The sequence below is a fragment of the Flavobacterium sp. Root901 genome (assembly GCF_001429765.1).
GTDB lineage: Bacteria > Bacteroidota > Bacteroidia > Flavobacteriales > Flavobacteriaceae > Flavobacterium.
Genome location: NZ_LMJB01000005.1, coordinates 521103 through 534546, shown reverse-complemented (window position 1 = coordinate 534546; position 13444 = coordinate 521103). Strand labels below are relative to the sequence as shown.

Genomic DNA, 13444 nt, shown 5'->3' with positions numbered 1-13444 from the left:
AAAACAACATACTAATCCAATGGAAGAGTTTACGGCTCTTCCATTTTTTTATTTAAATGAATATGCATAAAATTATTTTACTTTCTTTTCTGGGTTTAGGTTTAAACTCAGCTTTTGCCCAAAGCGCTCCATATTGGCAGCAGCATGCCGACTACAAAATGGAGGTTGCAATGGATGTAAAAAACTATCAGTATAAAGGAAAACAAGAATTGGTTTATACCAATAATTCTCCTGATACTTTAAGAAAAGTGTTTTATCATTTGTTTCCAAATGCTTTCCAGCCGGGAAGTGAAATGGATGCCCGTCTTCATTTCATTAAAGATCCGGACGGAAGAATGGTAAATAAAGTAAAAGGCGCTGACGGAAAAGAAACTAAACAAAGCCGAATTGAAACTTTAAAACCGAATGAAATAGGGTATTTAAAAATTGCCGATTTTAAACAAGATGGTGTTTCTGCTCAGACAAGAGTATCGGGAACTATTTTAGAAGTGACTTTGGCTAAGCCAATTTTGCCCAATTCAAAAACTACATTTACATTAAATTTTGATGGTCAGGTTCCTGTACAGATTCGTCGTTCCGGAAGAAATAATTCTGAAGGAGTAGAACTTTCGATGTCACAATGGTATCCAAAATTAGCCGAATTTGATTTTGAAGGATGGCACGCAGATCCTTACATCGCAAGAGAGTTTCATGGTGTATGGGGTAATTTTGATGTAAAAATTACAATCGACAAAGAGTACACAATTGGAGGTTCAGGATATTTACAAGACAAAAACATAATTGGCCACGGTTACGAAGATGCTGGTGTAACAGTTGTTTATCCTAAAAAAGCCAAAACATTCACATGGCATTTTATTGCCCCAAATGTGCACGATTTTACCTGGGCAGCAGACAAAGAATATACACATGATATCGTAAAAGGACCAAACGATGTTGATTTGCATTTCTTCTATAAAAACAACGAAAAAACTACTGCAAACTGGAAACAGTTAGAGCCATTAATGGTAAAAGTAATGGATTATTACAACCATAGAGTTGGCCAGTATCCGTACAAACAATATTCATTTATTCAGGGCGGAGACGGAGGAATGGAATATGCAATGTGTACTCTGATGTTAGGAAACGGAACTCTTGAAGGAATTCTTGGAACTGCAACGCACGAATTAGGACACTCCTGGTTCCAGCATATTTTAGCTTCAAACGAATCCAAACATCCGTGGATGGATGAAGGTTTTACAACTTACATCGAAGACAGTGCTTTAAATGAATTAAAAGGGGATAAAAAAGAAGCAAATCCGTTTAAAGGAACTTATGCTGCATATTACAGTTTAGTTAATTCCGGTAAAGAGCAGCCGCAGACAACACATGGAGACCGTTATGATGAAAACCGTCCTTACAGCATTTCATCTTATGTAAAAGGGTGTATCTTTTTGGCGCAATTAGAATATGTAATTGGAAAAGAAAATCTGGATGCAACATTAAAAAGATATTTTAACGATTTTAAATTCAAGCATCCAACTCCAAATGATATCAAAAGAACTGCAGAAAGAGTTTCAGGAGCTGAGTTAGACTGGTATTTAATTGACTGGGCACAAACGGCAAATACGATTGATTATGGAATTAAAGACGTTGCTGACAATGGAGGAAAAACAACAATATCTCTGGAAAGAATTGGAAGAATGCCAATGCCAATTGACTTAAAAGTAGATTATACTGATGGAACTTCTGAAACATTCTATATTCCGTTAAGAATGATGAATTTCATTAAGCCGAATCCAAATCCAAACGAAAAAAGAACAGTTATAGAAGACTGGGCATGGGCAATGTCAAATTACAGTTTTACAATTGACAAAAATAAAACGTCAATCAAAAAAATTACAATTGATCCAAGCGGATTAATGGCAGATGTAAAACCTGCAAACAATATTTTTGAAGTGAAATAAGTTACTTTAATAAATTACAAAAGCCCTTAAAACTTAATTTAAGGGCTTTTTTATTTTCAAATTTATTTCAAAATCGTGAATGATTATATCGTTTTTATATCAGCAGTGATTTCTGGCTGAGTTTTCTTTAAAGGAAACAATTGTCTGTAACTGGCAGATCTCCATAGCCATTCAACTGGACCGTAATTATATTTTGAAAGCCACCATTTGCTTATTAATAATTGAATAATAAATATAAAAACAGCCAGCAAAAAGTAAAACCAATACGGCATGGAATCGGCAATTCCTAAACCAATTCCCGAAAAAATAAAAGCAGCTAATATATTCTGACTCATATAATTGGTTAAGGTCATTTTTCCGCCAGAGCTAAAATAACTGAAAATCGTTTTTAATTTACCGTTGACATATAAAAGACAGATTCCGGTCGATATAAAAACCATCGTGCTTAAAACCAGCCAGTAAAGCGGATGGAAAATTTTTAGAAATCCGGCTTTGTAGATTATAGCAATATTAAATACAATTCCGATAACGACAGCAATAACCAGACTGAAACCGCAGATATATTTTAAGAGTTTCTTCAATTCTCTTAAACGTTCAAAAAAGTTTATTTTTTGAAGCATAAAACCAAAAAGCATACAAGCCAGCATTACATAATGAGCCGTAATAGCATAACCCGGAACAATAATTTGTTCGTAAAAAGAGGCAAGGAGATGAAACCTGAAAAAATCAATCCAGTTTCCGGAATGATATAATTTTAAGTATTCTGGATTTGTCGCAATTGTCGGATGTTCGATTTTAAGGCCATTTACATACGCCATGACAAAAGGAATGGTAACAACAAGAACAGCAGAAATAATGGCTAAGGTTTTTGTCGAACATCTGTAAAAAAGCAATAATACGAGACCTAAAAAAGCGTAATCTTTTAAAATGTCGCCAAGCCAGAAAGCAGAATTAATAAAAGCCAGGATAAATAATAATACCATTCTCCAGGCAAAAAAAGCGACAGGGTTTTTTCCTTTTGAGGCTACATTATTAAGTAAAATGGCAAATCCGTAACCAAATAAAAGAGTTAATAAGGTCCAGGATTTTGCTGCGAAAAAATAGCGGTTAGTTATTTGAAGTATTTCAGAAAAGGTACTATGCTTAATTTCTTTCTCTATACCAATGTATAGAAAATCAACATAATTGCCAATTGCCACGCCCAATATGGCCCAGCCCCTAAGTATGTCAACAATTGCAGTTCTTCTGCTTTGTTCGACAGGATAATAAGAATTTGTCATTTGATTGATGTTTTTGTTGTGATTTGATTGATGATTTTGAAATAAAAATGATAATTGTTTAACGTTGTCAAATGTAAATAAATTATGTAATGGATGCTTTTTTTAAAACTAAAATTCAAAAAAAAAGCGTGTCATTTTAAAAAATAACACGCTTAGAATTGTATTGTTTAGGTTATGCTAAATGTTCCAGCATATCTTTAGTCATTGATTCCAAATCAAATTTATGATTCCAGTTCCAATCTTCTCTTGCAGAACTGTCGTCGATACTTGCCGGCCAGCTGTCTGCAATTTTCTGACGGAAATCAGGATTATACGTGATCTCAAATTCCGGAATATGTTTTTTGATTTCGGAAGCAATTTCAGTTGGAGTAAAACTCATTGCAGCCAAATTATATGAAGAATGTATTTTAATTTCCTCTGCCGGAGCTTTCATAATATTGATTGTGGCCTCAATAGCATCATCCATATACATCATCGGCATTTTGGTTTCAGATGATAAAAAGCATTCGTATTTTTTATCGGCGATAGCCTTGTAGAAAATATCAACTGCATAATCTGTAGTTCCGCCGCCCGGAGGCGTAGACCAGCTTATTAAGCCCGGATAACGAATACTGCGAACATCAACACCATAAATGTTATGATAATATTCGCACCATCTTTCTCCGGCCTGTTTACTAATTCCGTAAACCGTTGAAGGTTCCATAATAGTATATTGAGGAGTATTTTCTTTTGGAGTTGTGGGTCCGAAAACAGCAATACTTGAAGGCCAGAAAATCTTTTTGATTTTTTCAGCTTTCGCCAGATTCAAAACATGAAAAAGAGAATTCATGTTCAAATCCCAGGCAAATGCGGGATTTTTTTCTGCCGTTGCAGACAAAAGTGCGGCCATCAAATAAACGTCAGTAATTTGGTGAACTTCTACTAAATGTTCGATCTGATTAAAATCTAAAGCATTGACCACTTCAAAAGGTCCCGAATTAACGACATCAGTATTTAATTTTCGAATATCAGAAGCGATTACATTTTCGGTTCCGTATAATTTACGCAGTTTTTGAGTCAGCTCTGTTCCAATCTGACCGCAGGCGCCAATAATTAATATTTTTGGGTTCATTTCTTTAGATTTAGTGTTGCAAATATAACGTTTTCGCAAATATCAACGTTTTTTCAAACATTAAATTATAAAATTAACAATGATAAAGATTGTTTTTTGTTTTATTCTCTGCCTGACAGGTTTGATTCACTGTAGGTTTTAACTATAGATTATTTTCTTAATACGACATTTAAAATCATTTTAATCTGTAAAATCTGCGGTAAAAAAATAACCTTGATTTATAGAATCTTTAGCATAAAAACACAATTCGTAATTGTAAATTTACTTTGTAACTTTGCAATCAAACATTTTATCAAATGAAATATAAAATAGCGCTGTTTTTACTCTTGATTTTTGCACTTCAGTCATGTCAAAATGAGGATGAAAAGCGTCTTGCTGAAAATGCTAAAGAAGCTAAGAAAAAAGAAAAAATATTTAAAAATATAGATAAAGCCTGGATTTTTATAGATGAGCCGATCAATGAAGTTTCTGAGGAAAATTTCAGAAACTGGGCAGAGTGGCGTGATTTCTTAAAAGAAATAGGCGACAAGCCAAGAAAAACCATTGGCGCTTTTCAAAAAAAATCGACTGCGATTTCAAAAAAGGCACTGGCATTAAATAATAATATTCCGGCTCAATTTAATCAGCCGCAAATAAAAAGCCGAATTTCGATTTTGATTACCAAAATCAAAATGATGGATTTATTTATTCATCTGAATCAGATTCCGGATGACAAAGTTGCTTTTTTAATTGGCGAAATCAATAAAGAACTGGTTTCGTTAGAAAGACAAATGGATAAAATAGTCGAGAAAGCCAAAATTCCAAAAGAAGAAGGAGAAGCTGATTTCCTTAAAATGTTAGACACAACGCGCGCAATCCCGAATTCTGCGCCGCCAAAAGATCAAAATCTGCCAAGAATTGAGTAAAAACGCCTTATATACGATATACGACAATTTGCCAAAAGCACAGCAAATTGCAGCCGGTCTGCTGGAGGGAAATCAGATAAAAATGCATCTTCAGGGTTTACTTGGATCTGCAGTTTCCTTTGTAGTACGTTCTGTTTTTAAGAAAACGGAACTGCCTTTTTTAATTGTTTTAGACAATAAAGAAGAAGCGGCTTATTACCTGAATGATCTGGAACAAATGATTGGTGAGCAGGATGTTTTGTTTTATCCGGCTTCATTTCGTCGTCCGTATCAGGTTGACGAAACTGACAATGCAAATGTTTTGCTTCGCGCTGAGGTTTTAAACCGAATCAATTCCAGAAAAAAACCAGCCGTAATTGTTACCTATCCGGAAGCACTTTTTGAAAAAGTAGTTACACGTCAGCAATTGGATAAAAACACTTTAAAGGTTTCTTTAAACGATAAAATTTCGATTGATTTTATTAACGAAGTTCTGTTTGAATATGAATTTAAAAGAGTTGATTTTATTACAGAACCCGGCGAATTTTCGGTTCGAGGCGGAATTGTCGATGTCTTTTCTTTTTCTAACGATCATCCGTACAGGATAGAATTTTTTGGAAATGAAGTAGACAGCATCAGAAGTTTTGATGTGGAGACTCAATTATCTGTCGAAACACACAAAAAAATCACGATTATCCCAAATGTCGAAAACAAGATATTTCAGGAAAACCGTGAAAGTTTCTTAGATTATATTGCCGAAAAAACCGTAATCTTTATTCAAAATACCGACGGGCTTTTTTCTCAGTTAGACAAGCAATTTGCAAGAGCAGAAGAAGCTTTTGAAAAACTGTCAAAAGAAATAAAACATGCCGCGCCAGAGCAGTTGTTTTTAAATCAGTCTGCCTTTATAAAACGCGCTTTAGATTTTTCGATTGTAGAATTGGCCTCAAAACCAATTTTTAAAACGACTAAAAAGTTCGAATTTCATATTCAGCCTCAGCCTTCTTTCAATAAACAATTTGATTTATTGCTGAATAATCTGAGCGATAATCATTTTAACGGATATAAAAACTATTTGTTCTGTTCGAATGAAACGCAGGCAAAACGTTTTCATGATATTTTTGAAAGCTTGGATGAAGCTAATTCAGAAAACATCCGAAAACAATATCACACCATTGTACTGCCTTTGTATCAGGGTTTTATTGATGAAGAAAATCAGATTACGGCTTATACAGATCACCAGATTTTTGAGCGTTATCATAAATTCAATATTAAAAACGGCTATTCTAAAAAGCAGAATATTACGCTAAAAGAATTAACAGCACTTTCGGTTGGCGATTATGTAACGCATATTGATCACGGAATCGGGAAATTTGGCGGTTTGCAGAAAATTCAGGTTGAAGGCAAAACACAGGAAGCCATAAAATTGGTTTATGCCGATAATGATATCGTGTATGTAAGCATTCACTCGCTTCATAAAATTTCCAAATATAACGGAAAAGACGGAACGCCTCCAAAAATCTACAAATTAGGATCGAACGCCTGGAAAGTTCTAAAACAGAAAACAAAAGCCCGGGTTAAACATATTGCGTTCAATTTAATTCAGCTATATGCAAAACGTCGTTTGGAAAAAGGATTCCAGTTTGCGCCGGACAGTTATTTACAAAACGAGTTAGAAAGTTCGTTTATATATGAAGATACGCCGGATCAAACCAAATCGACGCAAGAAGTTAAAGCCGATATGGAAAGCGATCGCCCAATGGATCGTCTGGTTTGTGGTGATGTAGGATTTGGTAAAACAGAGGTTGCGATTCGTGCAGCTTTTAAAGCCGTTGATAACAGTAAACAAGTAGCTGTTTTGGTTCCGACAACTATTCTGGCTTATCAGCATTACAGAACTTTCTCTGAACGATTGAAAGACATGCCGGTTTCTATTGGTTATTTAAACCGATTTAGAACGGCCAAACAAAAAACACAGACTTTAAAGGATTTAGCCGAAGGAAAACTCGATATTGTAATTGGAACGCATCAATTGGTCAATAAAAATGTTGTTTTTAAAGACCTTGGTTTATTGATTGTTGATGAAGAACAAAAGTTTGGCGTTAACGTAAAAGATAAACTAAAAACGATTGCTGCAAATGTAGATACACTGACATTGACCGCAACGCCAATTCCGAGGACTTTACAATTTTCATTAATGGCGGCTCGCGATTTATCTGTAATTACAACGCCTCCGCCAAATCGTTATCCTATTGAAACAAATGTGGTTGGTTTTAACGAAGAAATTATCCGTGATGCGATTTCGTATGAAATTCAGCGAAACGGACAGGTTTTCTTTATCAATAACCGAATCGAAAATATAAAAGAAGTCGCCGGAATGATTCAGCGTCTCGTTCCAAATGCGAGAGTGGGAATTGGTCATGGACAAATGGATGGTGCTAAATTAGAGGAATTGATGCTGGGTTTCATGAACGGAGATTTTGATGTTTTGGTCGCAACCACCATCATCGAAAGCGGATTAGATGTACCGAACGCCAACACGATTTTCATTAATAATGCCAATAATTTCGGTTTATCGGATTTGCACCAAATGCGCGGCCGCGTTGGGCGAAGCAATAAAAAAGCATTCTGTTATTTCATCTGTCCGCCGTATTCTTCTATGACGGAAGATGCCAGAAAACGTATTCAGGCTTTGGAACAATTCAGCGAACTCGGAAGCGGTTTTAATATTGCAATGAAAGATCTTGAAATTCGCGGAGCGGGAGATTTATTGGGCGGTGAACAAAGCGGTTTCATTAATGAAATAGGTTTTGATACGTATCAAAAAATCATGAACGAAGCCATCGAGGAATTAAAAGAAAATGAATTCAAAGATTTATATCCGGAAGAAAATGATATTGACACCAAAGAATATGTAAAAGATATTCAGATTGATGCTGATTTTGAGTTGTTATTCCCGGATGAATATATCAACAACGTTTCCGAACGTTTGGTTTTATATAATGAATTGAGCGTAATTAAGGATGAAGCCGGTTTAAAGGAATTCGAGAAAAAATTGATTGATCGTTTCGGGCCGCTTCCAAAACAAGCTGTAGCGTTATTAAACAGCATCCGCATCAAATGGATTGCAACAAGAGTCGGAATTGAGAAATTGGTTTTAAAACAAGGAAAAATGATTGGTTATTTCGTTTCAGACCAGCAATCAGATTATTACCAGTCTGTGAAGTTTAAAAACGTTTTAAACTTTGTCCAAAAACATTCTTCTCTTTGCAAAATGAAAGAAAAGCAAACTGTCAATGGATTACGTTTATTGCTGACTTTTGAAAATGTGAAATCGATTAAACGAGCTTTAGAACTAATGGAATTGTTTGAGGAGTAAAACAAACATAAATAAGTAAATTAAATATAAAGGCTTTCAGATAAAACTGGGAGCCTTTTTTTATGGGTTAAAATTTGTCTTAAGTTGTTGTTTTAAAAATATTTAAGAGTAACGTTTTATTGTTGTACAAAATATATTTGCAAATTAAAGTTTATGAAAAAGAAAAAAGAATTACCGTCTTAAAATTTCCTCTCATTTACGAATTAGAAAGCTTTAGTTCTATATCGGCAAATTTGTATGAAGGTAAAGGACTAAAAAACATAAAGGAAGTACTTGAAATCAATATTGGAGGTGAATCCTGCGGAACCAAGCAGACTTTATTATTTTGGTTTTGGAAACAATGAATTAATACCAATTTACAATATTAAATCTGTGGGAGATGGTGATTATCATAGTGAAGAATTAATTTTCCCAAGAGATAAAGGAGGAAAACCAAATCTTGTTCTCTTAAAAATTGAAGATGGGGAAGATACGGGTAAAAACTATAAAAACGGCGATCCTGTTTACAAAAAAAAGAAACAGATCAAACAGTTTATGTGGAATGGTAAGTTTTTATCTGAAAAGAAAAGATAGATCATCACATAAAATTGAAATTATCAATATTAAATTTTAGACATGTGTTTAGGAAAAAATAAAACCAAAAGAATTAAAAAGATTCTTTTTTTAACCATACTATTTATCAATTATTCTTACAGTCAACACTTTTTATCTAATAAAAGAACTTCAGTATTATTGACCAGAAGCTCTATTCAAACTATCTGTAAAACCGGAGAAAACAAGGATGTATTTAATGATATTACCTATTATTCTTATGACAGTAAAAATAGGTTAATATCTTCAATCACTAAATCAGGCGAGATACAAAATCTCACAAAAGATTCTACTCTTATTTCATATAATAAACAGGGAAAAATTGACTCTGTTGAAAGGTATATAACGAATTCCGGGGTTCATTTAATCAAGACATTACAATATAAGAATGGTGAAATATTTGTGCATTCTATACAAAATTCCATATACATAAAAGGAGGAGCGGTAAGTACATGTGGTTCTGCAATAACTGTAGAAGACGATATTATAATAAAAGCAGATAAGAAAAATTCTTTCTTCCAAATTTATAATAAATCTAGAAATTTGCTTAGGACGATAGAATTTACAGATAAAAAAGGAGTTAAATCTTCCTGCCTAAATCCTTACAGCTTAATTGGGAATTCCCTGTTTTGGGAAATTGTAATGGACTTTCCTGAAAGAGGCAGCCTGTATAATATAGCAAAGGAAAATGAGGTAATCGAATGTAAACCTTCAACGGATAAAGATTATGCCGGAAGAGAATATCCCAATAAGATAATTTCAACTTTAGAAGGAAAATTAGTTATAACAACAGATTTTCAATATCAAACAATTTGATCAATCTTACAGGTAATAAATTACATAGTTGAAAAATATTAAAAGGCGTATGAAATTTTCATACGCCTTTTAGTTTATAATTTTAAATAATTATTTAACGATCAGTTTTTTAGTTGCTTTTAAATCTTTAGAAACAATATTTACAATATAAATTCCTGAGGATAAATGATGATCGATTTTTCCTGATGAAGAGAGTTTTTCAGTTAAAACTGTTCTTCCGTTCATATCTGAAACAGAAATTGCAGCAATATCTCCATTTTCTAATTCAGGTAATAAAACGTGAAATTCATTATTAGTCGCCGGATTAGGATAAATGCCAATTACTTTTTTAGTTGTAGAAGCTTCTTCAATATTTAATGCTGCTTTTGAAGTCCCAACTGTTATTGGTTCTAACTGCCATTGTGCGCTGTACCAGCCGTCTTGTGAATTTCCGTATTGTGCAGAACCCGTTTGATTTTCAACATGAATAATATTTCCTGTCTGCCATCTGTTTCTTAATCTTACCCAAGTCCCGTCAATATAATCGCTTGACCATTGAGCGCTCCAGAAAGTAGTATCTGTAATATTAGACTGAACACTTCCTGTTTGGCTTTCGATATTCATTAACTCTCCGGTTGCCACATTTTTAAGTACAAAATAAGTAGCGTCAATGGCAATTTTCTGCCATTTGTAATTGTTTCCAGAAATCGTTGTCCCATAACCAACATTTGCACCGGCATCAGATAAATATGCTCCTGTCCATCTGTTTTTGATCGTGTAATAATTTCCTCCGCCAGATGGTGTTGAAACGGTTACTGTACAAGTGCTGGTTTTGTTTCCGTCAGCTGTTGTAACTGTTATTATCGCAGTTCCATTTGCTGCAGCCGTAATTAAACCTGATGCATTTACAGTTGCTACAGCTGTATTGCCAGAACTATACGTTACAGATTTGTTGGTTGCATTTGCAGGAAGTACAGTTGGTGTAAGCTGCTGCGTTGAGCCGACATTTAATGAAGCTGTTGTTGGACTTAAGCTTACACTTGTAACCGCAACACCAGTTCCCGGGTTTGAATCGTACCAAGTGCTGTTCATGTACCAGCCTGTTTTGTTTCGGGTTAAATCGGCAGTTTGGCTGGTCCCGTCGTTAAAGATTAAATTGGTTGATGTAACATTGGTAAAGGTATAACTGTACCAGCCATTTCCTGCATCGGTCATGTTAACTCCCGGCCATGTCGCATTGGCCAGAACTCCGCTTGGTAAAGCATTCCAATAATAGATTTTAATCCCGGTGCCCCAAGATGCTGGTTTGTAGAAATAAACCGTAAAATTTGTATTCGGATTTACAGTAATCGCAGCAGAAGCTGTTTTATTCCCATCTTGTGTAGTAGCTGTAATCGTTGCTGTTCCCGCAGAAACTGCTGTTACAAGTCCGCTTGAATTTACAGTTGCAACTGCTGTATTGTTAGAACTCCAGGTTACATTTTTGTTTGTTGCATTTGCCGGTAAAATTGTCGCTGAAAGCTGTTGTGTATTTCCGGCATATAAACTGGAAGAAGTTGGAGAAACTGCGACAGAAGAAACCGCAATTGCAGCAACAGTTATGGACGAAGTTGCTGTTTTGTTTCCGTCAGCTGTTTTTACTGTAATAGTTGCTGTTCCGGTTGAAACTGCAGTAACTAAACCAGCACTATTTACTGTAGCAACTGCAGTATTGCTAGATGTCCAGGTAACGTTTTGGTTTGTCGCATTTGCCGGAGCAATCGCTGCATTTAACTGCTGTGTTGATCCTAAACCAACCGTTGCTGCTGCCGGACTTACAGAAACTCCTGTAACGGCTACAACCGGAGCATTTGTATTGGTTAAGACCAAATACTCGAATGCAGCAAAATTTTGTGTAGTTCCTGCAATTAAAGTAACAGAAGCATTATTGTTATACGGATTTACATAAGTTCCTGCCAAAGCTGCCGGAATTACATAAGACTTAGAAGCATTTCTCAAATTCGACATTACGATTACTTTTTCTGATCCTAATGTTTTGGTGAAAATACTAATATCGTCATTAGCATAAGTAGTTAAATCACCTCGTCTGATGGCTGCACTGCTTGTTCTGAAATTTAAGATTTTTGCAAAATCTGCAGCTGCAGTAGGATTCTGCGACCAGTTAAATTTAAAGTTCGTCCATGGCCAGTCGGTTTTTGGTTCATAATCAATTTCTTGTCCGCTCATTAAAAAAGGAACTCCTTTCATATAAGCCGAAACTAAAAAGTTGGCAACAATTCCGTTATGGTTTTTAAATGCTATAAATGGTCTTCTAACTCCGTCATCATTGGTGTATGTATCATGGTTACCAGTGTATCGAACTATTTGTTGGTTTCCAGTTGCTTTAGCATATTCATAAGTGCTTTGATCCTGAAGTCTTTGAGAAACAGGTCCGCCGTTAGCAATATCATACAAACCGCTGTGAAACCATCTGTCACCATAATTCATGTCAAAACCAACCTGAAAGTTTTCTTGTCGGTCTCCTTCGGCCAGCATTAATAAATTATGAGAAGAAATACTTCTAAGATTTGAATTCACTTCAGACCAAAAATCAAGGGGAGGATTATTAGCATAATCGCAGCGATAACCATCAACATTGGCAGCGAAAATCCAATAACGCATGACATCTTTTATAGCCGCTCGTGTAGCAGAACTATTAAGATCCAGTGCAGCAATATCTGAGAAGTTTCCTAATTGCTGAATCGTATTGCCTGTTCTCTTATAATATTCAGGATGTGAAACGGTCCACCCATGATCCCATGAAGTTCCGTTGATGGCGATGTCTAAAATTACTGCCATCCCGCGGCTATGGGCACCATCTACTAAAGTTCTTAAATCAGCAAGAGAACCATATTCTGATCCGACGGCTTTAAAATCTTTTATACAATACGGTGAAGCCGAACTTCGGGAATCAGTTCCGTGGGGATAAATGGGCATTAAATAAATAACATTGGTACCGAGTGCTTTAATATTATCTAAACGGGCGGTTACTCCGGCTAAATTTCCGCTGGCACTAAACGGACGGATATGCACCTGATACATATTGATATCTCGCGTATCCGGAACACCTGCAAATGGCGTTCCGTATTGCGCGGGATCTTGTGCATAAACTGAACTTGCAAATAATAGTAGAAAACAAATCAGTGTTTTCGTAATATGAAATAATCTTGTGGTAATGTTGATTTTCATAATAATAGTTTTTTACATGCTTGTCGGCATCTTCAACTAAAATTCATTCATTCTCGCTTTCATTGTTTAGATTGGACAAACATTTGTGGTTAATAGTTTTCAATAGTAAAGTTTTTTAGCCCGAGTTTGGGCAATAGTTTTCCTGCCGCGAATTGCACGAATTGCACTAATTTTAATTGTGCTTTAATTCGTGGCATTCGTGTAATTCGTGGCGAAAAAAACTCTGTAATCTG

General features: G+C 35.2%; 8 protein-coding genes. 5 read left to right on the top strand and 3 right to left on the bottom strand.

The genetic code is table 11. The features are described 5' to 3' along the window. Positions 1–62 precede the first annotated feature (62 nt). Entirely contained in the window at positions 63–1943 is a 1881-nt protein-coding gene (locus ASE21_RS05990) for a M1 family metallopeptidase (protein WP_057122346.1), read from the top strand. Between the two features lie 83 nt (positions 1944–2026). Here ASE21_RS05990 and ASE21_RS05985 read toward each other — a convergent pair whose 3' ends face one another. Together ASE21_RS05985 and ASE21_RS05980 are read right to left on the bottom strand one after the other, a co-directional pair. Then, positions 2027–3223 carry a DUF418 domain-containing protein gene (locus tag ASE21_RS05985; RefSeq protein ID WP_057121672.1) on the bottom strand — a complete coding sequence of 399 codons (1197 nt, stop codon included), beginning with the start codon at positions 3221–3223 and terminating at the stop codon, positions 2027–2029. A 172-nt stretch (positions 3224–3395) separates the two neighbouring features. Beyond that, positions 3396–4334 (bottom strand): L-threonine 3-dehydrogenase, encoded by a 939-nt coding sequence (locus tag ASE21_RS05980; RefSeq protein WP_057121670.1) that lies wholly within the window; start codon positions 4332–4334, stop codon positions 3396–3398. Positions 4335–4630: 296 nt separating this feature from the next. Here ASE21_RS05980 and ASE21_RS05975 point away from each other — a divergent pair, with 296 nt between their 5' ends. The 4 genes from ASE21_RS05975 (at position 4631) to ASE21_RS05960 (ending at position 10004) form a co-directional block, all read left to right on the top strand. Further along, the gene (locus ASE21_RS05975) at positions 4631–5239 is read left to right on the top strand and encodes a hypothetical protein (protein ID WP_057121668.1); all 609 of its coding nucleotides are present in this window, start codon (positions 4631–4633) and stop codon (positions 5237–5239) included. Then, a complete protein-coding gene (gene mfd, locus ASE21_RS05970; protein ID WP_057121667.1) occupies positions 5232–8597 on the top strand; it encodes a transcription-repair coupling factor in 3366 nt (1121 codons plus the stop codon). Before ASE21_RS05975 ends, mfd begins: the two co-directional genes overlap by 8 nt. 273 nt (positions 8598–8870) lie before the next feature. Next, positions 8871–9170 carry a hypothetical protein gene (locus ASE21_RS05965; protein WP_128414659.1) on the top strand — a complete coding sequence of 100 codons (300 nt, stop codon included), beginning with the start codon at positions 8871–8873 and terminating at the stop codon, positions 9168–9170. A gap of 42 nt (positions 9171–9212) precedes the next feature. Next, on the top strand, positions 9213–10004 hold the full coding sequence (locus tag ASE21_RS05960) for a hypothetical protein (protein ID WP_057121663.1): 792 nt from the start codon (positions 9213–9215) through the stop codon (positions 10002–10004). A 90-nt stretch (positions 10005–10094) separates the two neighbouring features. Here the strand turns inward: ASE21_RS05960 and ASE21_RS05955 are convergent, their stop codons facing one another. Continuing rightward, a complete protein-coding gene (locus tag ASE21_RS05955; protein WP_057121661.1) occupies positions 10095–13211 on the bottom strand; it encodes an Ig-like domain-containing protein in 3117 nt (1038 codons plus the stop codon). Positions 13212–13444 lie beyond the last annotated feature (233 nt).